Source organism: Achromobacter sp. D7-1, from assembly GCF_059760445.1.
This window is the reverse complement of record NZ_JCBAMT010000059.1, coordinates 1-22,339: the sequence shown is the minus strand read 5'-3', so window position 1 is coordinate 22,339 and position 22,339 is coordinate 1. Positions and strand designations below refer to the sequence as shown.

Genomic DNA, 22,339 nt, shown 5'->3' with positions numbered 1-22,339 from the left:
TTGCGTGGTCTGCGCCGCCCGCCGACCCTGCTGACGACCTGGTGGGGCTTGGCGGCGGATGTGCCACCGCGGGCGGGCCTGAACGCCTCAGCCGCAGGCGTCGGCGGCCTGATTCGCGGGATCGGCGCAGGCGCGCCAGCGGGCCTCGTCCATCGCAGGCAACAGCAGCACGCGGCTCATCGGATCGGAATACCAGAAGATCCTGCCAGGCCGGTCGCGCATGGCCTGCCAGACGCGTTCCTGGGCGTCAGCTGCGAGCACTGAGCGGCCTTGCGCGTCGGTCACGCCCTGGGCCAGGACGGTCTGCGTGTCCGGATTCCAGGACTGCATGTCCGGGTCGTCCAGCGGCACCTCGTCGGCGATGCTGACGATGCGCCAGTCATTGCCGGGAACCTCGGTGGACAGCTCGTTCAACTCTTCCCGGCGTAGCGGATAAGGGCGGGAGTCGCGGGAGGCATGCGCGACATCGGCGTAGGATTTGCCGCGATCCCCGGGGGAGTAGCGGCGCACATAACGCTGCTGCGGCCGGCCTTGGCCATCATAGGTCTGGACCTGGAACGCGCCGCCCTGCGAGGTGGTATCGATGGCGCGCAGCAGGCGGCCCGCGGCGTCGCGCGCGTAGAAGCGGCCGGCGGCCGGTTCCTGCTTGTCGTCGCAAGCCTCATTGATGAAAGCGGTGAGCGCGCCGCTGGTGTCACGCTTCAGGCAGGTCTGGCGGCTCGCCTCGTAGGCGGCGGGCCGGCGGACCGAGGTTTGTTCGTACTCGACCACGCGCGTCAGGGCGCCGGCGCCGTCGTACTCCAGCGTGTAACCGCCCGACAGGAAGGGCGCGGCGTCGCCGCGCCGGGGGATGTCGTAGGACTCCGCGCGGCACAGCCGGCCGTCGCCGTCGAAGTAGAGCCTGGTGGGCGCCCGTTGGACGCTGTCCAGCCGGTAGGCGGACCAATCGACCTGGTCCATCCAGGTCCGGGGCAGCGGATCGCCGGTTTCCTCGACCCAGACGGGCTGGTTGCGGGCGGCAACGCGTTCGCCCTGGCGGCCCAACAGCACGCGGTCGCCGCCCAGGCCGACCGCGACGGGCACGGCCTTCAGCGCCACCGGCGCGGTGAAATCGACGGATGCGGGGCCGCAGGCCGCCAGCGCGGGGCCGGCATGCGCAACGGCCGCCAGCATCAGGACCAGTCGTTTATGCATATTGCAGCATGTCCATGAACTTCAGCAGATCCCAGAATTCCTTGGACACGCCGCCCAGCCGCAGCTTGCCGTCATGGTCCTCGAACAGCAGGAAGGGGTAGGCGCCGCGCTCCAGGGTGCCGGGAGCGGGCAGGCGGTAGGGCTTGAAGACTTCCGGGTCCTTGAAGAAAGGCTCCAGCCGGCCGCCGCCGTCCACATGCATGTAACGCACGCGTAGTACTTGTTTCTGATACTTGGCCTGCGCTTCCGGGTATGCGCCGCCATCGCCCGCCACCACGGCGTCGGCCAGGGCGGCCAGGAAGATGCGCTGGAAGCCGGCGTAGTGGATCTCGCCACTGGTGGAGTCGCCGGGCGCTTCGGCCAGCGTTTTGACCAGCTGGGTGGCGCGAGAGCCCGGCACGATGGTCTGCGCGAACAGGGTGTCGATGTCGGCCTTGGCCGGATCGGGCGATTGCCGCAAGCGCTGCAGGTCGGCGCGGAAGTCCTCCAGCCACTGCCGGTAGCGCGCATTCTCCGCCTGGCGGTCGAACGCCTGGGCGCTGGCCGCGCCGCAGTAGAGGGTAATCAGGAAGGCCAGCAGCAGGAGCCAGGCGCCTTGCAGCCAGCCGGAGCGCACGGGGATAGGGTGTTCCATAGGCCGGTGATCATATCGTTCAAAATGCTGCTATTTTGGTGCAGAGCGTGACAAAATGTCAGTCATGGCCACCGGCATGGCCATGTCGATGAACCCAGTGTTGAGTCAGGTCCAGACATGCCAGCAACAGGTGACGTTCCCCCTGCATGCGCGCCCGCCGGCGGCGCGGAAAATGTGCAAACCGGGCTCGACGGTCCCCTGGACCGGCTCGCCCGTCTCGCCCAGCGGCATTTCGGCGTGGACATGGCGCTGGTGGCCTGCAGCGACGCCGACGGCGTCTGGCAGGCCCAGGCAGGCGCTTTGCCCGCGGCCGCAACCGAGGCCGGATCCCTTCCTTTCTCCGTGGACTGTCCACTGCGCGCCGCCGATGGGCGCCGGCTGGGTACGTTCCGCTTGCTGCACGGCCAGCCGCGGGACTTCAGCCACGAAGACCTGGACGCCCTGCATGATTTTGCCGAACTGGCTGTCGCCGCCGTCGAGAAGCGCCAGGCGCTGGCGGCGGAGCGGGCGGCGGAAGACAGTTGGCGCACCGAGGCGCGCAATCTGTCCCTGGCCATCGCCGGCAGCGGCACGGGCGTCTGGGACCGCAATGTCGTCACCGGTGAAATCACCTATTCGCAGGGCTGGAAGGCCTTGTTGGGTTACGCCGAATCCGAGGTCACCAACCGCATCGAAGACTCCTACAAACGTCTGCACCCGGACGACGCCGACTACGTGCGCGCCGCCATGCAGGCGCATTTCGAGGGCAAGACCGAAAGCTACGAGGTCGAGCACCGCATCCTGTGCAAGGACGGCAGCTACAAGTGGATCTGCAGCCGCGGCAAGGTCGTCAGCCGCGATGCGCAGGGACGGGCCTTGCGCATGATGGGTACCACCACCGACATCAGTGCCATGCGCGCGATGTCGGAGCGCCTGCGGCGTACGGCGGACCTGCTGGTCAACCTGACCGACGCCGTGCCCGGCATGGTGTTCCAGTGCGGCCAGCGGCCGGGGGGCGGGTCGCGCTTCCTGTATGTCAGCGCCGGCATCTGGGACATGTTCGAACTGACGCCCTACGATGTCCGCACCAGCCCGGCGGCCATCGAGCAGCGAGTTCACCCCGACGACCTGGCCACCTACCACGCCTCGCTGCAGGCCGCGGCCGCGGCGCAGACGCCCTGGCATATGGAGTTCCGCGTCTGCCTGCCGCAGCAGGGCCTGCGCTGGCGCCAGGGCGAGGCCAGCCCGCGCATGGGGGCCGACGGCACCGTGGTGTGGCACGGCTTCGTGACCGACATCACGGACCGCAAGCGCGCCGACTTCGAACTGCGTGAACTCGCCGCCACCGACGCCCTGACCACGCTGCCGAACCGCCGCCACTTCATGTCTCGCATCGCGGCGGAACTGGCCCGGATCAAGCGGCAGGGCAGCGATTGCGCCGCCGTGCTGATGTGCGACCTGGACCATTTCAAGCGCATCAACGACACCTGGGGCCACGCTATCGGCGACGGCGTGCTGCAACATTTCGCCAACACGCTGCGGGCCCAGTTGCGGGCGGTCGACCTGGTGGGACGCATTGGCGGCGAGGAGTTCGCCGTGGTGCTGCCGGACACCGACATCGAACGCGCCCACGCCTTCGCCACGCGGGTGCAGCAGCGCATCGCGGCCGCGCCGTTTTCGCTGGGCGATGACCGGCATATTCCGCTGACGGTCAGCATCGGCATCTCCACCATGCACACTCTGGACGCCGACGCGGAGCTTGCGCTCAGCCGCAGCGACCGAGCCTTGTATTACGCCAAGCAGCGCGGGCGCAACCGCATCGAGTCCGCGCCCTCAGTGTTTTCCCGATAGAACAACCGCCAAAGCTATTTGTTCCATTGACGGTACATTAGGACACTCCTAGAGTTCCCGTCATGGGAACCTCACTACCTCTGCCGAAGTACCACCAGATCTACCTCGTCCTGCGCGAGCAGGTGCAGGAGGGGCGTTTCGATCAGGACGGAGTCCCCGGCGAACATGCGCTGGCCGACCAGTTCGACGTGGCCCGCATCACCATCCGCAAGGCCATGGAGATGCTGGTGGCCGACGGGCTGGTGTCGCGCCGGCCGGGTTTGGGCACCTGGCCGCTGCGCGCGCCGCCGAATCCCGTCAGCGGGTCCAAGGCCAATCCGCCGCAGAAGGCGCACCTGACCGGCCTGCTGGAAAACATCGTCAACATGGGCCTGCGCACTTCGGTGCAGGTGCTGGACAGCACCCTGGTGTCGGCGCCGCCCGTGGTGGCCGAGGCGCTGGAGCTCGCGCCCGGCGCGCCGGTGCACAAGAGCCTGCGGGTGCGCAGCACCGAGACCGGGCCGCTGTCCCACATCACCACCTACGTGCCGCAGGCCGTGGCCGACTTCACCCGCGCAGACCTGGAGCGCGAACCCTTGCTCATGCTGCTGGAAGCGGCCGGCGTGGAGTTCGGCGGCGCCACCCAGACCATTTCGGCGCGCCTGGCCGACGCCCAGGTGGCCCGTCATCTGGACGTGGCCGTGGGCTCCGCGCTGCTGGCCGTGACGCGCATCGTGCGCGACGTGAACGAACGGCCCGTGCAGCTCTTGCAGGGCCTGTACCGGCCGGACCGTTATCAGTATCAGTTGCAGCTGTCACGCGTCGGCAGCATCGACGCCAAGGTATGGGTCAGCGAAGAGCTGTCCGCCCAATTCCATTGAACCCTCGGAGATCGCCCATGAATTCGCGCCGCACTTTCCTCTATCAATCCGCCGCTGCCGCCGCAATGGTGTCGGCCCCGTGGGTGGTCCGCGCCCAGGGCGCCAAGCCGGTGAAGGTCGGGATCCTGCATCCGGTGACGGGCGCGCTGGCCTATTCGGGCCAGCAATGCCGCCTGGGCGCCTTGCTGGCGATCGAGGACATCAACAAGGCCGGCGGCATCAAGTCGCTGGGCGGTGCGCCGCTGGAAGCCATGCTGGGCGATGCGCAGTCGCGGCCCGAGGCGGGGTCGGCCGAAGTCGAAAAGATGAACGAAGCGGGCGTGTCCGCGATCGTCGGCGCCTACGCCTCGGCGATCTGCCTGGCCACCACCCAGACCGCCGCCAAGTACAACCTGCCGCACGTGGTGGACGTAGGCGTGGCCGACCAGATCGTCGAGCGCGGCCTAAAGAACACCTTCCGCTTCGGCCCGGGCTACCGCGCCTGTAGCGAACGCGCCATCACCGACCTGGCGGCGCTCAACGACGCGGCGGGCAAGCCGGCCAAGACCGTGATGATCGTGCACGAGGATTCGCTGTTCGGCACCGGCACCGCGGCACTGCTGTCCAAGGCGCTGCCGCAGCACGGCTTCGAGGTCAAGGACGTGGTCAAGCACCCGAACCCGACCCGCGACTTCAACAACATCGTGCTGCGCATGAAGTCGCTCAATCCGGACATCGTGATCCCGGCCAACTACTACAACGAATACGCCTTGCTGCTGCGCGCCATGAAGCAGCAGAAGGTGCAGCCCAAGGCGATCTACTCGGTGCTGGGCGGCGCGGCCTCCAGCTACAAGTTCCTGAAGGAATTTCCGGACATCGCCAATGGCATTCTCGATTGCAACCACTGGTTCAACCCCAAGGACGCGCGCGTCGCCCCGCTGAAGGCGCGTGTCGAGGAGAAGGGCGCCTACTTCAGCTACGAAGTTTTCATGACCTACACCTCGGTGCTGCTGCTGGCCGATGCGCTGGAACGCGCCAAGTCGGCCGACCGCGCCGCCATCATCGACGCGCTGGCCTCCAGCACCTTCTCGAACCACATCATGCCCTACGGCCCGACCCAGTTCGTGAACGGCCAGAACACCGGCGCGCAGCCCTTGCTGACGCAGGTGATCGGCGGCGACATCAAGGTCGTCATCCCGGCCGACTACCGCCAGGCGGACGCCATCTTCCCGCTGAAGGCCTGAGCGTGCTCGATCCCGCCATCCTCTTTTCCTCGGTGCTCAACGGCCTGACCACGGGCGCGGTGTACGCGCTGATCGCCCTGGGCCTGACCTTGATCTACGGCGTGCTGCACATCATCAACTTCGCCCATGGCGCGGCGCTGATGGTGGCGCTGTACGCCGTGTACCTGCTGAAGGACCGCCTCGGCATCGATCCCTACGCCGCCTTGCCGCTGGTGGTCGCCGGCATGTTCGCGCTGGGCTATGCCTTGCAGCGCTACGTGATCAACCGCGCCAGCCATGGCAAGGACGAGAACATCCTGCTGGTGACGCTGGGGCTGGCCATCGTGCTGGAAAACCTGGCGCTGGTGTGGTTCAAGTCGGACACGCGCACCATCGACACCGCCTACACGCTGTCCACGGTGGAGATCGGGCCGGCCATGATCGCCTTGCCCAAGATCATCGCCTTCTGCGGCGCGCTGGCGGTGGCGGCGGTGCTGTTCTGGATCATCCGCAGCACCGACCTGGGCAGGGCGATCCGCGCGGTGGCCAAGGAAAAGCAGGGCGCCAAGCTGATGGGCATAGACGTGGAGAAAGTCTACGCGCTGTCGTTCGGCATCGGCATGGCCTGCCTGGGCGCGGCGGCCTGCTTCCTGCTGCCGGCTTACTACGTCAATCCGCAAGTGGGTGGCGGCTTCGTGCTGGTGGCCTTCACCATCGTGGTGCTGGGCGGCATGGGCAGTTTCGTCGGTGCGCTGGTCGGCGGCCTGTTGATCGGGGTGGTGGAGTCCATCGGGGGCCTGTTCCTGGGCGACTCGCTGGGCCAGATGGGCATATTCGCGATCTTCATCGCGGTGCTGCTGTTTCGCCCGCAGGGGCTGTTCGGGGCGAGGGGCTGAGCATGGGCAAGGATCTTTTGACTATCGCGCTATTCGGCGCGGCGCTGGCCGCCGCCGCCGCACTGATGAACTCGGGCGTGGCGCTGACCTTCGTGATGATGTCGCTGTATGCGGCCCTGCTGTCGCAGGCCTGGAACATCCTGGGCGGCTACGGCGGCCAGCTATCGTTCGGCCACGCGCTGTTCTTCGGCGTGGGCGCCTACGCCCAGGCGCTGGGCCAGCTGAACCTGGGCATCAATCCCTGGCTGGTCTTGCCCATGGCCATCGCGCTGGGCGCGCTGGTCGGCCTGGCGGTGGGCGGGCTGACGTTCCGCTACGGACTGAAGGGTTCCTACTTCGCGCTGGTGACGCTGGCCTTCGCCGAGGTGTTCCGCATCCTGGCGCTGTCGGTGTCCTTCACCGGGGGCGGGGTGGGGCTGATGGTGCCGCTGCAGGAAGGCGTGGCCAACATGCAGTTCGGCTCGCGCCGCGGCTACATCTATCTGCTGTTGGGCTTTGTGCTGCTGGCGCTGGTGGTCACTGCATGGCTGCGCCATTCGCGCTTCGGCGCCTACCTGCAGGCGGTGCGCGACAACGAGGACGCGGCGCGCGCCATCGGCGTGAATCCGCTGCGGGTCAAGCTCGGCGGCATCGCGCTGTCGGCGGCCTTCATGAGCGCGGCGGGCGCCTTCTACGTGCAGGTGTTCCAGTACATCGACCCGGGCATTGCGTTTGGCTCGGCCGTGTCGGTGGAGGCGCTGGTCGGCGCCATCGTCGGCGGCCTGGGCACCCTGTGGGGGCCGGTGCTGGGCGCGGTGACCCTGCATGCCCTGAGCGACCTGACGCGCAACCTGTTTGGCGAATTGCCGGGCATCAGCATGGTCATCTACGGCGTGGTGCTCATCGTGATCGTCATGTTCCTGCCGCGCGGCATCACCGGCAGCGGTCAGGCGCTGGGCCGTTTGTTCAGTGCCAAGGAGCGCGCCCGTGTCTGAGATCCTGCTGCAAGCGCGTAATCTGTCCATCACCTTTGGCGGCCTGAAGGCGGTCCAGGACGTCAGCCTGGACGTGCGCCAGGGCTCGCTGACCGCGCTGGTCGGCCCCAACGGCGCGGGCAAGACCACGCTGTTCGGCCTGCTGTCCGGCTTTCTCAAGCCGGGTTCCGGCTCGGTGCATTTCGCGGGCACGGACATCACCGGCCGTCCGCCGCACGAATCGGCGCGGCTGGGGCTGACCCGCACCTTCCAGATCGTGCAACCCTTCGGCGCGCAGACCGTGCGCCAGAACATCGCCGTGGGCGCGCATCTGCGCCTGGGCAACCGCCGCGAGGCGCTGGAAGCGGCGGAACAAGTGGCAGCCCGGGTCAACCTGCAAGCCTTGCTGGACCGGCCGGCGGCGGACCTGACGGTGGCGGGGCGCAAGCGCCTGGAACTGGCGCGCGCGCTGGCCACGCGGCCGCGCCTGCTGTTGCTGGACGAAGTACTGGCGGGGCTCAACCCCAGCGAGATCGACGAGATGATACCGGTGGTGAAAAAGCTGGCCGACGACGGCGTGACCGTGCTGATGATCGAACACGTGATGCGCGCGGTGATGAGCCTGGCCGAACACGTGTGGGTGCTGGCGCAAGGCCGCCTGATCGCCTCGGGCACGCCCGGCGAGGTCACCCGCGATGCGGCGGTGGTCGAGGCCTATCTGGGCCAGGGCGCGGCGGCCAGGCTGGCCGCGCAAGGAGCGCCGGCATGAGCGCGCTGCTGGAAGTTCAGGGATTGCGTGCGGGCTATGGCCGCATGGAAGTGCTGCGCGGCGTCGACCTGCGGGTGGACCAGGGCGAGATCGTGGTGCTGTTGGGCAGCAATGGCGCCGGCAAGTCCACGCTGAACAATACGGTCTGCGGCCTGTGCCGGCCCTGGGGCGGCACGGTGCGCTTCGAAGGGCAGGACCTGACTGGCCGCCATTACCGCGACGTGGTCAAGGCCGGCCTGATCCAGGTGCCGGAAGGTCGGCGCGTGTTTCCCAACCTGAGCGTGCGCGAAAACCTGGAGCTGGGCTCCTTCACCCGGGCGCGCGAGCGCCGCGCCGCCAACCTGGAGAAGGTGCTGCACATCTTCCCGCGCCTGCGCGAACGCCTGGCGCAACTGGCCGGCACCATGTCGGGCGGCGAACAGCAGATGCTGGCGATCGGCCGCGGCCTGATGGCCGAGCCGCGCCTCCTGATCCTGGACGAGCCCTCGCTGGGCCTGTCGCCGCTTATGGTCGAAGAGCTGTTCGGCCTGATCGGACGCCTGCATGGCGAGGGGCTGGCGATCCTGCTGGTGGAGCAGAACGTGGGCCAATCCCTGGAAATGGGGCAGCGCGCCTACGTGCTGGAAAACGGGGCAGTGCGCTATAGCGGCGCCTGTCCGGAACTGCTGGCCAGCGACGACGTGCGCCGGGCCTATCTCGGGATGTAGCCATGGCCAAGCCTCAAACGCTGGCCCAGAAGCTGATTGCGGCGGCCTGCGGTCGCGCTTCTGTCGCCGAGGGCGAAATCGTCACCTGTGCGGTGGACCTGGCCATGTTCCACGATTCCAGCGGCCCGCGCCGCCTGCAGCCCATGCTGCAGGAGTTGGACGCCACGCTGTGGGATCCGTCGAAGATCGTGCTGGTCATCGACCATTACGTGCCTGAATCCGACGACGAGTCGCGCCGCATCGTGCGCATCGCGCGCGATTGGGCGGCCGAACAGCAATTGCCCAATGTCTACGATTCGCTCGGCATCTGCCACGTGGTGGTGCCGCAGCACGGCCATATCCGGCCCGGCATGTTCTGCGTCGGCGGGGACTCGCATTCGCCCACGGGCGGCGCGTTTGGCGCCTATATGTTTGGCATCGGCAGCACCGAGATGCTGGGGGTGGCCGTCACCGGTCAGATCTGGGTGAAGGTGCCGCAGACCCTGATGATGCGCTGGAACGGCCGCCTGTCTCCGGGCGTCACCGCCAAGGACATGATGCTGCGCATGATAGGCCGCTACGGCATGAACGGCGGGCGCTACCAGGCGGTGGAATTCTGCGGCGAGGCGGTGCGCGCCTTGTCGATGCAGGAACGCATGACCCTGTCCAACATGAGCGCCGAACTGGGATCGCAGGTCGGCCTGATCGCTCCGGATGAAACCACCGTGGCCTATTTGCGCGAGGCAGGCGTCACGGACGAAATCGATCTGGCGCGCTGGCGCAGCGACCAGGGGGCGCAGGAGGAGTGGCACGACTTCGATGCCGCAGCGCTGGCGCCGCAGGTCGCCGCGCCGCACAGCCCGGCCAATGCGCGCGACGTAGGCCAGTATGGCGACGTGCCGGTGCAGGTGGCCTACATCGGCGCTTGCACCGGCGCCAAGCTGGAGGACCTGCGCGCCGCGGCCGGCGTGCTGCGCGGCCGTACGCTGGCTGCCGGCATGCGCCTGATGGTGGCGCCGGCCAGCCAGCAGGACCAGCGCCAGGCCGAGCAGGAAGGGGTGATGCAGGTGCTGCGCGAGGCAGGGGCGGAGGTACTGGCGACCTCTTGCGGCGCTTGCGCGGGCTATGGCGGATCGATCCCGGACGGCGCCAGCGTCATCGCCACCACGGCACGCAACTTCAAGGGGCGCATGGGCTCCGAAACCGCCCAGGTCTATCTGGCTTCGCCCTACACGGTGGCGGCCTCCGCCGTCGCCGGGCGCATCGCCGACCCCCGGGAGTTCATGGCATGACCAAGCAGTCTACGACGCACCGCGTCTGGCGCGTGGGCGCGGATATCGACACCGACGCGCTGGCGCCCGGCGCTTACATGAAATTCGGCATCGACGAGATCGCGCGCCATTGCCTGCAGCGGGTGCGGCCCGAGTTCGCCGGCAACGCGCAGCCGGGCGACGTGCTGGTGGCGGGTCCGAACTTCGGCATCGGCTCCTCGCGCGAGCAGGCCGCCGCGGCCCTGGTGCGGCTGGGCATCGCCGCGGTGGTGGCGCCGTCCTTCAATGGCCTCTATTTCCGCAACGCGTTCAACGTAGGCCTGCTGCTGCTGACTTGCGAACAGGCCGAAACCCTGCAAGAGGGCGAACGCATCGCCCTGGACCCGGTCGCCGGCTGCATCCGCCGCGCCGCGGGCGAACCTGCGGAACTGCATTGCGACACCGTGCCCGCCTTCCTGCTGGATATGGTGCAGGCGGGCGGACTGCTGAATCTGCTGAAACAGCGCAAGACTCATTAGGAATCACATCATGCTTGATCCCGTCACACTCGCGGTCCTGAAGGGCCGCCTGGAACAGATCGCCGACGAGATGGACGCCACGCTCTACCGCAGCGCGTTCAATCCCATCATCGCCGAAGCTCACGACGCCTGCCACGGCATGTACGACGCAGCCACCGGCGCCACGCTGGTGCAGGGCAAGTCCGGCCTGCCGGTGTTCGTCGGTGCGATGGCCTTTGCCGTCAAGGCCGCGGCCAAGGCGGCCGCCGGGCGCGGCGGCATGGTGGACGGCGACGTCTGGCTGTTCAACGATCCCTACGAAGGCGGCACCCACGCCAACGACTTCAAGCTGGTGCGGCCGGTGTTCCGCGGCGGCAAGCTGTTCTGCTTCCTGGCGTCGGCCGCCCACTGGCACGACGTGGGCGGCGCGGTGCCGGGCAACTACAACCCGGCCGCCACCGAGTGCTGGCAGGAGGCGGTGCAGATTCCGCCGGTGCGCATCGTGCGCGCGGGCGTGCTGGACCTGGACGTGCTGGCCATCCTGCAGGCCAATACCCGCTTGCCCGACAGCCTGTGGGGCGACCTGAACGGCCAACTCGCGGCGCTGGAACTGGGCGCGGGCCGGCTGGACAGCCTGCTCGACGAATACGGCGACGCCACCGTGCTGGAGTCCCTGGGCACCCTGCGCGAACGCGCCCGCCGCCTGATGCGCGACCATATCTCGCGCCTGCCCGACGGCGAATATGCCTTCGAGGACATGCTGGACAACGATGGCGTGCGCGACCAGCCGCTGCGCATCGCGCTCAAGCTCAGGATCCAGGGCGACAGCCTGACGCTGGATTTCACTGGCACCTCGCCGGCCTGCGCCGGCCCGGTGAACATCTCGCGCGCCACCGCGATCGCGGCCTGCTACGTGGCCTTGAAGCACCTGTTCCCGGACGTGCCGGCCAACGCCGGCGTGCTGGACGCGGTGGACGTGGTGCTGCCGGACGGCCTGGTGATCTCGGCGGACCGGCCGCGCCCGGTCGGCGGCTATACCGAGACCATCCTGCGCATGATCGACGTGATCTTCTGCGCCATGGCCCAGGCCGAGCCCGCGCGCGCGCTGGCGCAGGCCTACGGCACCATCAACGCCTTGTCGATCGCCGGCTACCGCAGCGATGAAGCGCGGCGCGGCCAGCGCTGGGTGATGTTCAGCTTCTTCGGCGGCGGCCATGGCGGCCATTCGGACGGCGACGGGCTCAGCCACGGCAACGCGCCCATCTCCACCGCGACGATCCCGCCGCTGGAAATCCTGGAAGCGGCCTATCCGGTGCGCTTCACGCAATGGGCGTTGCGTCCCGATTCGGCGGGCGACGGGGCGCATCGCGGCGGCCTGGGCGCCATCTATGAAATCGAGTTGCTGGAAGACAGCGCCGAGGCCTTCATCTTCGGTGAACGCGGCAGGAGCGCGCCCAAGGGCATCGCCGGCGGCAAGGAGGCGGCGTTGAATGTCTTCCGCTACCAACAGGACGGCGGCTGGCAGACCCCGCCCATGAGTTCGAAGATGCTGGGCATACAACTCAAACGCGGCGACCGGGTGCGCCTGGAAACGCCCGGCGGCGGCGGCTACGGCGAGCCTGCCGCGCGATCCGAAGCGGCGCGCGAGCACGACCGCAAGATGGGTTACGTAAGTGGAAATCTGAAGGAGCAGTCGGCATGAGCGCGGCACAAGGTTTGGTCGTAGGCGTGGACGTGGGCGGCACGTTCACCGATATATTCGTGCTGGACGAGGCGGGCGGCAGCGCCCGCGTGGTCAAGGTGCCGTCCACGCGCGGCGAGGAAGCGCGCGGCTTCATGAACGGCATCGCCCGCGTGGCGGATGGCGCCAACGCCATCGCCACCATCGTGCATGGCACCACGGTAGGCACCAACGCGCTGCTGGAGCGCAAGGTGGCGCGCACCGGCATCATCACCACGGCGGGTTTCCGCGACGTGCTGGAAATGCGCCGGCGCGACCGGCCCCAGACCTGGGGCCTGCGCGGCAATTACGAACCGATCGTGCCGCGCGACCTGCGCCTGGAAGTCGAGGAGCGGGTGCTGGCGGATGGCACCGTGCATACCCCGGTGAACCTGGCCCAGGTCGAGGCCGCGGCCCGGCAACTGCTGGAGCAGGGCTGCGACGCCGTCTGCCTGTTCTTCGTCAATGCCTATGCCAACCCGGTCAATGAGGCGCAGGCCGCGGCCTGCGTGCGTGCGCTCTGGCCCAACGGCAATGTCACCGCGGCTACCGAGGTGCTGCCCGAGATCCGCGAATTCGAGCGCTGCTCCACGGCCGTGCTCAACGCGTCGCTGCAACCGGTGGTCGGTGGTTACCTGACGCGGCTGGAATCGGACCTGAAGGACAACGGCTTTGGCGGCGAACTGCTGGTGGTGCAAAGCAACGGCGGCGTGATGTCGCGCCAGACGGCCTGCGACGTGCCGGTGCGTACCGCGCTGTCGGGCCCGGCCGCGGGCGTCATTGCCTGCGCCGCCATCGCGCGCGCCGCGGGCTTTCCCAACGTGGTCAGCGGCGACATGGGCGGCACCTCGTTCGACGTGTCGCTGGTGGCGGACGGCGAGGCTTCGTTGTCGGCGCAGACCGCCATCGACTTCGGCATGGTGGTGCGCGCGCCCATGATCCAGATCGAAACCATAGGCGCAGGCGGCGGTTCGATCGCCAGCGTGGACGCGGGCGGTCTGCTGCAAGTGGGCCCCGAGTCTGCCGGCAGCGTGCCGGGCCCAGCCTGCTACGGCCGGGGCAACACCCGGCCCACTGTGACTGATGCCAACGTGCTGCTGGGTCGCATCGCCGCCGAGCGGCCGCTGGGCGGCGGGCTGCTTGCCACCATGGATGTGGCGCTGGCGCGGGCCGCCATCGAAGCGCATGTGGCCAGGCCGCTGGGGTTGGACGTGCATGCCGCGGCCGAGGCGATCCTGACCGTGGCCAATGCCAAGATGGCGGGCGCGATCCGCGTCGTGTCGATCGAGCGCGGCCACGATCCGCGCAAGTTCGCCTACATGCCGTTTGGCGGCGGCGGCGCGCTGCACGTTTGCGCCATGATGAACGAGGTCGACGCGGCCCGCGGCATCGTGCCGCGCTATCCCGGCGTCACTTCGGCCCTGGGCTGCGTCATGGCCGACATGCGCCACGATGGCGTGCAGACCCTGAACGTGGCGCTGGCCGCCCTGGACGCGGACGACCTGCTGGCGCGCATCGACAGCCTGGCGCTGGCCTGCCAGGAAAGGCTGGATTCCGCCGGCGTGGGTTTCGAGGGCATACGCGAGAGCATCGAGCTGGACATGCTGTACGTCGGTCAGAGCCATACCGTGCGGGTGGAAATCGGCCGCGACGAATTGAACCGCCCGGGCATAGGCGCCTCCTTCGAACGCGCCTACCGCGCTGCCTTCGGCCGCAGTCTGGAAGGCATTGCGGTACGTATCCTGAACCTGCGCTATGCGCGCATCGGCCAGCGGCCCAAGTTCGATCTGGCGCTGCTGGCGCCCACCAGCACCGTGATGCCGGCCGCGCTGGGCACGCAGGCCGTCTTCCACGGCGGGCAATGGCATGACGCCGTGCGCTACGCGCGGCTGGACCTGCCGGTGGGCGCGGAAGTGGCGGGGCCCGCCATTCTGGAACAGCCGGACACCACGATCTGGATCGAGCCCGGCTTTGCCGGCCAGGTCGATTCCCTGGGCAATCTGCTGATCGCCCGCCAGGCCGCATAGGAGCGCACGATGACTGCTTTTGATCCCCGCAGTACCGCGCTGGTCGTCATTGACCTGCAGAACGATTTCCTCGCGCCAGGCGGCGCCTACGACCGCGGCGGCGCGGTCAGCCCGCAGGCGCGCGCCTTGCCCGCCCGCGTGGCGCCGGTGGCCCGCGCACTCAAGACGCGCGGCGGGTTCGTGGCGGCCAGCCAGTTCACACTGTGGCCGGACGCGCATGGCGAACCCATGATTTCGCCCCACCTGAGGCAGTTGCGTCCGTTCCTGCGCAAGGGCGATTTCGTGGCCGGCTCCAAAGGGCAGGGCAACGTGGCCGAGCTGGACGGCCTGGTCGATGTGTCGGTCTGGAAGGTGGCGTACTCCGCTTTCTTCAACACCCAGCTGGATTGGGTGCTGCGGCGCGCGGGCATCTCCAGCGTGGTGATCGCGGGCATCGTCACCAACGGCGGCGTGGCCAGCACGGCGCGCGACGCTCACATGCGCGACTACCACGTGGCGGTGCTGGCCGACGGTTGCGCCGCGCCCAGGCCGGCCATGCACGATGCCGCGCTGGCGGATCTGCGCACGGTGGCCGACGTGCTGTCCTGCCAGGACTTCCTGGACAGGCTGGCCTCGTGAGCGCGCCGCAAGTCCTGCGGGGCGCCGCGCCTGGCGCGGATGCGATGCATGTGCCCGTGGCCATCATCGGCGCCGGCGCCTGCGGCCTGACCGCCGCCTTGCGGCTGGCCGACGCCGGCATCGAGAGCGTGCTGATCGAGCGCGACGCCGCGCCCAGCGGTTCCACCGCCTTGTCTTCCGGCTTCATCCCGGCGGCTGGATCGGCCGCGCAGCGGACCGCCGGCATCGAGGACGACGCGCAACGCTACGCCGCGGACATCCTGGCCAAGACCGGCGGCACAGCCGCGCCGCATCTGGTCGCCGCCTACGCGGGCGCGTCCGCGGCCGCCGTCGACCACCTGGCGCGCCACGGTCTCGCGTTCGAGGTGCTGGATGGCTTCCTGTACCCGGGCCATACCGCTCGCCGCATGCACACCTTGCCCGAGCGCACCGGCGCAGCCCTGGTCGCCGCGCTGGAGCGTGCTGCCACCGGGGCCGGCGCCTATCTGCTGACCCGCGCCCTGGCGCGGAAAATCTGGACGGACGATGACGGCCGCATCACGGCGGTCGGCTGCGAACGGCCGGACGGAACCATCGACGTGATCGGCTGCGACGTGCTGATCCTGGCCTGCAACGGTTTTGGCGGCAATGCGGCGATGGTGGCCGAGCATCTGCCGGCCATGCGCGGGGCCGTCTACGGCGGCCACGCCGGCAACGACGGCAGCGCCATCGAGTGGGGCGCGCAGCTGGGCGCGCGGCTGGCGGACCTGGGCGGCTATCAGGGCCACGGCTCTTGGGCCACGCCCCAGGGCGCGCTGATTTCCTGGGCCGTGATGATGGATGGCGGCGTGCAGATCAATGGCGCGGGCCAGCGGTTCCACGACGAGACGCATGGCTACTCCGAGGCTGCGGTCCATGTGCTGGCGCAGCCTGGCGCGGTGGCCTGGAACGTATTCGACGACCGTACGCTGGCGCTGGCGCGCAGCTTCCCGGACTTCGTGCAGGCCGAGGCAGGCCAGGCGCTCAAGACCTGCGCCGACCTGGCGGCGCTGGCGGCCCTGATCGGCTGCGACGAAGCGACGTTGAACCAGACGCTGGATGGTGTGGCGGCGGGCGTCGCCGACGCATACGGGCGGCGCTTCGAGCGCGCGCTGCAAGCGCCTTTCCACGCCATCAAAGTGACGGGCGCGCTGTTCCATACGCAAGGCGGCCTGGACATCGATGCACATTGCCGCGTGCTGGACCAGGCGGGCAACGCCTTGCCCAACTTGCTGGCCGCGGGCGGCGCGGCGCGCGGCGTTTCGGGCAATGACGTAGCCGGCTACCTGTCCGGCAATGGTCTGCTCAGCGCGGTGGCCGGCGGCCATATCGCGGCGGCGACCGCCGCCAGCCTGCTCGGGCGCGAACTCGCTTAGGAATCGATATGAAGCAAACCCTGAAGACACAGCTGGCCGGCGGCGCCGTGCTGGCTCCCGGCGTCTACGACGCCTTGTCCGCCCTGATCGCCGAACAGGCGGGTTTTGGCGCCCTGTACCTGTCCGGCGCGTCGATCGCATACACGCGGCTGGGCCGCTCGGACATCGGCCTGACCACGTACAGCGAAGTCGAGGACACGCTGGCCCGCATTACCGAACGGGTCGCCACGCCCGTCATCGTGGACGCTGACACGGGCTTCGGCAACGCCTTGAACACGCAGCGCACGGTGCGCGGCCTGGAGCGCGCCGGCGCCGCCATGATCCAGCTGGAGGACCAGACCTTTCCCAAGCGCTGCGGCCACCTGGACGGCAAAACAGTGATTCCCGCCGCCGAGATGCGCGGCAAGCTGCGCGCCGCGGTGGATGCAAGGACCGATGCGTCGACACTGATCTTGGCACGCACGGATGCGCTGGCGGTGGAAGGGCTGGAGGCTGCGCTGGACCGGGCGGAATCGTATCTGGAAGCCGGCGCCGATGCGCTCTTCATCGAGGCGCTGCGCACGCCCGAACAGATGCAGGCGGCATGCAGCCGCTTTGCGCAGCGCGTGCCGCTGCTGGCCAATATGGTGGAGGGGGGCAAGACCCCGGTGCAAAGCGCCGATGCCCTGACCGCGTTGGGGTTCCGCATCGTCATCTTCCCGGGCGGCACGGCGCGCGCTGTGGCGCACACCTTGCAGGGCTACTACGCCAGCCTGCGCGCGCACGGCACCACCGCGCCGTGGCGCGAGGGCATGCTGGATTTCGACGGCTTGAACGCCGTGATCGGCACGCCCGAGCTGCTGGAGCGCGGGCGCCGTTACGAGGGCTGAGGCCGCCGCCTCAGCGCGGCGTGCGCTGGTGCGGCACCAGCGGTGGCACCGGCTGGTCGGCGACCAGTTGCCAGAACGCCGGCAGGAAGCATTCGGCCACCAGCAGCGGCTGGCCCTGGCGCCAGAACACCGAGCGGCGCGCCCAGATGCGGCCGGCGTCCGGATCGCGCTGCCCGGCGGGCAACACGCCCAGCGCTGTGGCATGGAACGGCACCGGCGCGGCCAGCCGGCGGCAGGCGAACGGCGAGCGCACCACCGTGCTGTCGTGGTATAGCATGTCCGCCAGCGGGCGGGTCAGCAGGCGGCGCATGCCTTGCCAGGCGCCGTGCGACGCGCGCAGCGGCGTCAGGCTGCGGGCGGGCACGCTGTCCACGCCGTTCACCGACATCAGCACCTCGCGGATCCATACTGGCGTGCCGGGCGCGATGCCCATCGCCCGGGCTTCGTCCGGCGGCGCGCCATCCGCGTACTCGGCCAGCACGCGCAGGCGCACCTGGCCGACCTGGCGCAAACCGGCGGTCAGCGCGCCAGGGCGGAACAGCCAATGGCGCGGGGCAGGGGGCAGGATGGGCGGCGCGCTGGCCAGCCAGCCTGCGGCAAGAGGGGGATGGTGTGCTGCGGGTTTGCTCATGGCTGCGTATTATGCCAAGCCGGGCGGAACGGCCCAATGCGTCGCAATGACGCAGCGCCAAGTGGCGCGGGCCGGCGGGCCTGTCCGTCGTCCGGGAAAGCACTTATTGTCCCAGGAACCCGCGTCTCCCTATCATTCGCACACGGTCAACATTGACCAGAACGGCTCGCAGTACCCCGCAGCAATGATTGCTGCCTGAACATACAGTCTTGGCTATAGAAGCCCCCGACTTGCACGCAATGCGTGGTCGGGGGCTTTTTCGTTTTCAATTTCTGAATATGGAGTTCGCATGCAAGCGTCGGATCCGCAACGTTCCCCCGCCTCCGTGACCTGGGTGGCCAGCGTGCAGATGGAGCCCGCGATTGGCGAAGTCGCCGCCAACATCGCCCGTTCCGTCGAACTGGTGGAGCTGGCCGTGGCCCAGGGCGCGCGGCTGGTGGTACTGCCGGAACTGGCCAATACGGGCTACATGTTCGAAAGCCGCGAGGAAGCCCATGCCTTGGCCGAAGCGGTCCCGGAAGGCCCCAGCTCGCAGGCATGGATCGCGTTGGCGCAGCGTCTGGGCATCTATCTGGTGGCGGGCATCGCCGAGCGCGCGGGCGGGCGACTCTACAACTCCGCGCTGATCGCGGGGCCGGAGGGCTATCTGGGCACCTACCGCAAGCTGCATCTGTGGGGCGATGAGAACCTGTACTTCGAGGCCGGCGACCTGGGCTTGCCGCTGTTCGACACCGAGCTGGGCCGCATCGGCGTGGCCATTTGCTACGACGGCTGGTTTCCCGAGGTCTACCGGCTGCTGGCGGTGCGCGGCGCGGACATCGTAGCGGTGCCGACCAATTGGGTGCCGATGCCGGGACAGACGCGCGACGGACCCGTCATGGCCCACGCGCTGACCATGAGCGGCGCCCACAGCAACGGTCTGACGGTGGTTTGCGCCGACCGTGTCGGCACCGAGCGCGGCCAGCCCTTCGTGGGTCGCAGCCTGATCGTGGGTTCGCAGGGCTGGATGGCGGCAGGACCGGCCAGCATCGATCAGGAAGAGGTGCTGCTGGCGCCCATAGACGTGCCGGCCTCGCGCCGGGCGCGCCAATTGAACGATTTCAACCACGTGCTGCGCGACAGGCGCCGCGATATCTATGACGAGCAGTTGGGCGCCGCCGCAAATCCGCGGCAACGCTAAGCGACGGTCCCCGGCCGTTTCCCCCCAAGGAGAAAACCCATGAAGAGCCTATTCAATAGCTGCCGCATTCGCCTGTCGTTTATCGCACTGCTTACCGCCGCGGGCGGCGTCCATGCCGCGGAACCGCTGCGCATCGGCGTGCCGGTCGGTCTGTCCGGCGCCAACAGTGTGGTCGCGCCTGGCGTGGTGCAGGCCTCGCAACTGGCCGCCGACGAGATCAACGCGGCTGGCGGCATCCTGGGCCGCCAGATCGTGCTGGAGATTGCCGACGACGCCTCGGGCGCGGTCGGCGCGCAGAAGGCCTACGACACGCTGGTGTTCCAGAAGAAGGTCGACGCCATCATCGCCATGGAAACCAGCGCGGCGCGCAATGCCGCGCTGCCCATCGTGTCGCGCGGCAAGGTGCCCTATATCTACACCTCGTTCTACGAAGGGCGCTCCTGCAACCGCTGGCTGCACGTGAACGGCTGGGTGCCCGAGCAGCAGGTGGCGCCGGTGGTCGATCACTTCATGCAGGACCGCAAGGCCAAGACCTTCTTCCTGGTCGGCAGCGACTATGCCTTCGGCCGCGGCATGCTCAAGTTCACGCGGGAATACATCGAAAAGCAGGGCGGGCGCGTGGTGGGCGAGGAGTACCTGCCGATCGACGGCTCCGACTGGACGCCGGTGGTGTCCAAGATACGCTCAGCCAACCCGGACGCGCTGATCAGTTCGACAGCCGGCGGCGGCCCCAATGTCAGCCTGGCCAAGCAGGTCAAGGCGGCGGGCCTGTCCATGCCCTACGGCAACCTGGCGATCGACGAGGGTACCGCCAAGACCATGGGCGATACGGCGGTGGGCATGTACATGTCGGCCTCGTATCTGACCAGCATCGACACGCCGCAGAACCGAAAATTCCTGGACGGCCTGAAGGCGAAGTTCGGCAACGACGCCAAGACCGCCAACGAATTCTCCGCGCCGCAGTATGAAGCCTTCTACCTGTACAAGGCGGCGGTCGAAAAGGCCGGCGGCACCGATGCGCCCAAGGTGGTGCAGGCGCTGAGCGCGGTCACGTTCGACGGCCCGCGCGGCCCTGTGACGATGGACCGCCAGCGCCACGCGGCGTTGACCATGCGCCTGGGCCAGGTGCAGCAGGACGGCTCCATCAAGATCCTGCAGACCTTCGACAAAGTCGATCCGGGCGCGCAATGCCCCGACTTGAAGTGACGATTGCGTCATGACACGCGCCGCCGGCCATGCCGGCGGCGCCGGAGACCGATATGGGTTTGCTGCTGGACATCCTGAGCACGGCCGCCATGCTGTTCATCGTGACGGCCGGGCTGATGATCATCTTTGGCGTGATGAAGATCGTCAACTTCGCGCATGGCGCGATTCTCACCCTGGGCAGTTATGCCAGCCTGGTGGTGACGCAGCTGGGGCTGAATCCCTGGCTGGCGCTGCCGTTCGCCCTGGCGGTGGGCGTGCTGGTGGGCATGGGCGTGGAGCGCCTGATCGTGCAGCCGCTGTACAAGCGGCCGCTGGATGCGATCTTAGCTACCTGGGGTTTGGGCATCGTGATCGGCCAGCTCATCACCATGGCGTTCGGGCGCGAAGTGAAATTCGCGGATTCGCCCATCCATGGCGCCGTGTCCTTCCTGGGCATCGAGTATTCGGCATACCGGCTGTTCCTGTTGCCGGCGGCGCTGCTGATATATGCCGCGATGGCGCTGCTGCTCAGCGGCACGCGCTTCGGCGTGCGGACGCGGGCGGTGATCATGAACGAGGACCTGGCGCGCGGCCTGGGCATCAACGCCGAGCGCATCCGCTTCACCACTTTCGGCCTGGGCGCGGGGCTGGGCGCGCTGGCCGGCGCGCTGATCACGCCCTTGTCCAGCGTCGATCCGAACATGGGATTGCCCTGGCTCGTCAGCGCCTTCATGCTGGTGATGGTGTCGGGTCATTCGATTACCGCGCTGCTGTTGACCTGCCTGGTCTATGGCGCTTGCCAGGTGCTGGTGAGCGTCTACGTCAGCCCGATCCTGGGCGGCGTCACCATCGCCGTGCTGGCCGCGCTGACGCTGCGCCTGCGTCCCCAAGGATTCGCCCATGACTGATCGCGCATTGACTCAACAGACGCTGGCCGGCGGCGCCGCCGATTCTGCGCGGACGTCGCGCAGCCGCAGCCTGCTGGGCCTGGCCGGACTGTGCCTGGTCCTGACGGCGGCGGGACCCTGGCTGTTCGATACTTACATGCTGAACGTGCTGATCAAGGCGCTGTTCTTTGCCGTGGCGGCGGTGACCGTGGACGTGTTGTGGGGCTACACCGGCTACCTGACCTTCGGCCAATCCGCCTTTTTCGGCGTGGGGGCCTATGCCGCGGGTCTGGCCTTTACGCACTACGGATTCTCGCCGGCGATAGCGGCGCTGGCCGCCCTGGCGGCCGTGGGCGCCGCGGCGCTGCTGGCGCTGGTGACCGGCTGGCTGTCGTTCTACCGCGGCGCTTCGCCGTTCTTCGCCACGGTGATCTCGCTGGTGCTGCCTATCGTACTGATGCAGTTGGTGCTATCTGGCGGGACCTTTACCGGATCGTCGTCTGGCCTGACCGGCTACGAGACCTTCGACCTGTCCCTGGAGGCCTGGTATGTGATCGCGGCGGGCGGCTTGTCTGTGGTGGCGCTGCTGGCCTGGGTGGTGGTGCGCAGCGATGGCGGCCGTATTCTGGTGGCGCTGCGCGACAACGAGGCGCGCTGCAGCTATCTGGGATTGAACACCGCGCACTGGCGCATTGCACTGCTGGTGGCCTGCGGCGCGGTGGCCGGCCTGGCGGGCTTTGGCTACGGCGCGTTCAGCGGCGTGGTAGCGCCCGAGCTCACGGGCTTCGTCTTCGGCACGGAGCTGATCATCTGGGTGGCGCTGGGCGGACGCGGCACCATCTGGGGGCCGGTACTGGGCGCCATCCTCATCAATGTCGCGGGTTCTTATCTCAGCGGCAACATGCCGTTCGTCTGGCAACTGCTGCTGGGCGTGACCTTCGTCCTGGTGATCCTGTTGTTGCCGCGCGGGCTCCTGCCCCTGCTGACGGCGCCCTGGCGCGGACGGGCAGCGAAGGGGGCCGCGCCCGTACTGGGC

21 protein-coding genes are annotated in these 22,339 nt (G+C 68.5%); 18 read left to right on the top strand and 3 right to left on the bottom strand.

Translation table 11 applies throughout. The features are described 5' to 3' along the window. Nucleotides 1-87 precede the first annotated feature (87 nt). Nucleotides 88-1,194, bottom strand: coding sequence for a hypothetical protein (locus tag AC6LKD_RS22385; RefSeq protein WP_498117486.1), 1,107 nt, complete (start codon nt 1,192-1,194; stop codon nt 88-90). Continuing rightward, the gene (locus AC6LKD_RS22380) at nt 1,187-1,828 is read right to left on the bottom strand and encodes a hypothetical protein (protein ID WP_498117484.1); all 642 of its coding nucleotides are present in this window, start codon (nt 1,826-1,828) and stop codon (nt 1,187-1,189) included. Before AC6LKD_RS22380 ends, AC6LKD_RS22385 begins: the two co-directional genes overlap by 8 nt. Nucleotides 1,829-1,945: 117 nt before the next feature. Between AC6LKD_RS22380 and AC6LKD_RS22375 the strand changes: the two genes are divergently transcribed. The 14 genes from AC6LKD_RS22375 (at nt 1,946) to AC6LKD_RS22310 (ending at nt 17,420) form a co-directional block, all read left to right on the top strand. Continuing rightward, on the top strand, nt 1,946-3,658 hold the full coding sequence (locus AC6LKD_RS22375) for a GGDEF domain-containing protein (protein WP_498117483.1): 1,713 nt from the start codon (nt 1,946-1,948) through the stop codon (nt 3,656-3,658). 62 nt (nt 3,659-3,720) lie between these two features. Continuing rightward, nucleotides 3,721-4,518: a GntR family transcriptional regulator gene (locus AC6LKD_RS22370; RefSeq protein WP_207466564.1), complete on the top strand. Its 798-nt coding sequence runs from the start codon at nt 3,721-3,723 to the stop codon at nt 4,516-4,518. 17 nt (nt 4,519-4,535) lie between these two features. Next, nucleotides 4,536-5,741 carry an ABC transporter substrate-binding protein gene (locus AC6LKD_RS22365; protein ID WP_013393326.1) on the top strand — a complete coding sequence of 402 codons (1,206 nt, stop codon included), beginning with the start codon at nt 4,536-4,538 and terminating at the stop codon, nt 5,739-5,741. A gap of 2 nt (nt 5,742-5,743) precedes the next feature. Further along, the gene (locus tag AC6LKD_RS22360; protein WP_059374344.1) at nt 5,744-6,616 is read left to right on the top strand and encodes a branched-chain amino acid ABC transporter permease; all 873 of its coding nucleotides are present in this window, start codon (nt 5,744-5,746) and stop codon (nt 6,614-6,616) included. 2 nt (nt 6,617-6,618) lie between these two features. Then, nucleotides 6,619-7,590, top strand: coding sequence for a branched-chain amino acid ABC transporter permease (locus AC6LKD_RS22355; RefSeq protein ID WP_207466563.1), 972 nt, complete (start codon nt 6,619-6,621; stop codon nt 7,588-7,590). Further along, nucleotides 7,583-8,338, top strand: a complete 756-nt coding sequence (locus AC6LKD_RS22350) for an ABC transporter ATP-binding protein (protein ID WP_498117482.1) — start codon at nt 7,583-7,585, stop codon at nt 8,336-8,338. Before AC6LKD_RS22355 ends, AC6LKD_RS22350 begins: the two co-directional genes overlap by 8 nt. Continuing rightward, the gene (locus tag AC6LKD_RS22345; RefSeq protein ID WP_498117481.1) at nt 8,335-9,045 is read left to right on the top strand and encodes an ABC transporter ATP-binding protein; all 711 of its coding nucleotides are present in this window, start codon (nt 8,335-8,337) and stop codon (nt 9,043-9,045) included. The genes AC6LKD_RS22350 and AC6LKD_RS22345 overlap by 4 nt, the downstream gene beginning before the upstream one ends. 2 nt (nt 9,046-9,047) lie before the next feature. Further along, nucleotides 9,048-10,316: a 3-isopropylmalate dehydratase large subunit gene (locus AC6LKD_RS22340; protein ID WP_498117480.1), complete on the top strand. Its 1,269-nt coding sequence runs from the start codon at nt 9,048-9,050 to the stop codon at nt 10,314-10,316. Continuing rightward, nucleotides 10,313-10,813: a LeuD/DmdB family oxidoreductase small subunit gene (locus tag AC6LKD_RS22335; RefSeq protein WP_498117479.1), complete on the top strand. Its 501-nt coding sequence runs from the start codon at nt 10,313-10,315 to the stop codon at nt 10,811-10,813. Before AC6LKD_RS22340 ends, AC6LKD_RS22335 begins: the two co-directional genes overlap by 4 nt. Nucleotides 10,814-10,823: 10 nt before the next feature. After that, a complete protein-coding gene (locus AC6LKD_RS22330) occupies nt 10,824-12,494 on the top strand; it encodes a hydantoinase B/oxoprolinase family protein (protein ID WP_498117477.1) in 1,671 nt (556 codons plus the stop codon). Then, nucleotides 12,491-14,539 carry a hydantoinase/oxoprolinase family protein gene (locus tag AC6LKD_RS22325; protein WP_498117476.1) on the top strand — a complete coding sequence of 683 codons (2,049 nt, stop codon included), beginning with the start codon at nt 12,491-12,493 and terminating at the stop codon, nt 14,537-14,539. Before AC6LKD_RS22330 ends, AC6LKD_RS22325 begins: the two co-directional genes overlap by 4 nt. Before the next feature lie 9 nt (nt 14,540-14,548). Further along, on the top strand, nt 14,549-15,157 hold the full coding sequence (locus tag AC6LKD_RS22320; protein ID WP_498117474.1) for a cysteine hydrolase family protein: 609 nt from the start codon (nt 14,549-14,551) through the stop codon (nt 15,155-15,157). Beyond that, nucleotides 15,154-16,551: an FAD-dependent oxidoreductase gene (locus AC6LKD_RS22315; protein WP_498117473.1), complete on the top strand. Its 1,398-nt coding sequence runs from the start codon at nt 15,154-15,156 to the stop codon at nt 16,549-16,551. Before AC6LKD_RS22320 ends, AC6LKD_RS22315 begins: the two co-directional genes overlap by 4 nt. A gap of 8 nt (nt 16,552-16,559) precedes the next feature. Further along, on the top strand, nt 16,560-17,420 hold the full coding sequence (locus AC6LKD_RS22310) for an isocitrate lyase/PEP mutase family protein (protein ID WP_013393337.1): 861 nt from the start codon (nt 16,560-16,562) through the stop codon (nt 17,418-17,420). Nucleotides 17,421-17,430: 10 nt separating this feature from the next. Here AC6LKD_RS22310 and AC6LKD_RS22305 read toward each other — a convergent pair whose 3' ends face one another. Then, a complete protein-coding gene (locus AC6LKD_RS22305) occupies nt 17,431-18,051 on the bottom strand; it encodes a chorismate--pyruvate lyase family protein (RefSeq protein WP_013393338.1) in 621 nt (206 codons plus the stop codon). 289 nt (nt 18,052-18,340) lie between these two features. On the opposite strand from AC6LKD_RS22305, the gene AC6LKD_RS22300 reads away from it, so the two are divergent. The 4 genes from AC6LKD_RS22300 to AC6LKD_RS22285 form a co-directional block, all read left to right on the top strand. Beyond that, nucleotides 18,341-19,231 (top strand): nitrilase family protein, encoded by an 891-nt coding sequence (locus tag AC6LKD_RS22300; protein ID WP_013393339.1) that lies wholly within the window; start codon nt 18,341-18,343, stop codon nt 19,229-19,231. A gap of 39 nt (nt 19,232-19,270) precedes the next feature. Next, complete coding sequence (locus AC6LKD_RS22295; RefSeq protein WP_013393340.1) at nt 19,271-20,437, top strand: substrate-binding protein; 1,167 nt, start codon at nt 19,271-19,273, stop codon at nt 20,435-20,437. A gap of 53 nt (nt 20,438-20,490) precedes the next feature. Next, the gene (locus AC6LKD_RS22290; protein WP_013393341.1) at nt 20,491-21,324 is read left to right on the top strand and encodes a branched-chain amino acid ABC transporter permease; all 834 of its coding nucleotides are present in this window, start codon (nt 20,491-20,493) and stop codon (nt 21,322-21,324) included. Next, nucleotides 21,317-22,339 (top strand): branched-chain amino acid ABC transporter permease (locus AC6LKD_RS22285; protein WP_498117472.1); only part of this gene is annotated, 1,023 nt, incomplete at its 3' end. The genes AC6LKD_RS22290 and AC6LKD_RS22285, both read left to right, overlap by 8 nt.

Bases quoted from the DNA above. Each gene is read 5' to 3' on its own strand.
- AC6LKD_RS22385 (WP_498117486.1), bottom strand. From the start codon at position 1,194: ATGCATAAACGACTGGTCCTGATGCTGGCGGCCGTTGCGCATGCCGGC.
- AC6LKD_RS22370 (WP_207466564.1), top strand. From the start codon at position 3,721: ATGGGAACCTCACTACCTCTGCCGAAGTACCACCAGATCTACCTCGTC.
- AC6LKD_RS22365 (WP_013393326.1), top strand. From the start codon at position 4,536: ATGAATTCGCGCCGCACTTTCCTCTATCAATCCGCCGCTGCCGCCGCA.
- AC6LKD_RS22345 (WP_498117481.1), top strand. From the start codon at position 8,335: ATGAGCGCGCTGCTGGAAGTTCAGGGATTGCGTGCGGGCTATGGCCGC.
- AC6LKD_RS22330 (WP_498117477.1), top strand. From the start codon at position 10,824: ATGCTTGATCCCGTCACACTCGCGGTCCTGAAGGGCCGCCTGGAACAG.
- AC6LKD_RS22335 (WP_498117479.1), top strand. From the start codon at position 10,313: ATGACCAAGCAGTCTACGACGCACCGCGTCTGGCGCGTGGGCGCGGAT.
- AC6LKD_RS22320 (WP_498117474.1), top strand. From the start codon at position 14,549: ATGACTGCTTTTGATCCCCGCAGTACCGCGCTGGTCGTCATTGACCTG.
- AC6LKD_RS22380 (WP_498117484.1), bottom strand. From the start codon at position 1,828: ATGGAACACCCTATCCCCGTGCGCTCCGGCTGGCTGCAAGGCGCCTGG.
- AC6LKD_RS22300 (WP_013393339.1), top strand. From the start codon at position 18,341: ATGCAAGCGTCGGATCCGCAACGTTCCCCCGCCTCCGTGACCTGGGTG.
- AC6LKD_RS22305 (WP_013393338.1), bottom strand. From the start codon at position 18,051: ATGAGCAAACCCGCAGCACACCATCCCCCTCTTGCCGCAGGCTGGCTG.
- AC6LKD_RS22325 (WP_498117476.1), top strand. From the start codon at position 12,491: ATGAGCGCGGCACAAGGTTTGGTCGTAGGCGTGGACGTGGGCGGCACG.
- AC6LKD_RS22355 (WP_207466563.1), top strand. From the start codon at position 6,619: ATGGGCAAGGATCTTTTGACTATCGCGCTATTCGGCGCGGCGCTGGCC.
- AC6LKD_RS22310 (WP_013393337.1), top strand. From the start codon at position 16,560: ATGAAGCAAACCCTGAAGACACAGCTGGCCGGCGGCGCCGTGCTGGCT.
- AC6LKD_RS22375 (WP_498117483.1), top strand. From the start codon at position 1,946: ATGCCAGCAACAGGTGACGTTCCCCCTGCATGCGCGCCCGCCGGCGGC.
- AC6LKD_RS22290 (WP_013393341.1), top strand. From the start codon at position 20,491: ATGGGTTTGCTGCTGGACATCCTGAGCACGGCCGCCATGCTGTTCATC.
- AC6LKD_RS22340 (WP_498117480.1), top strand. From the start codon at position 9,048: ATGGCCAAGCCTCAAACGCTGGCCCAGAAGCTGATTGCGGCGGCCTGC.
- AC6LKD_RS22295 (WP_013393340.1), top strand. From the start codon at position 19,271: ATGAAGAGCCTATTCAATAGCTGCCGCATTCGCCTGTCGTTTATCGCA.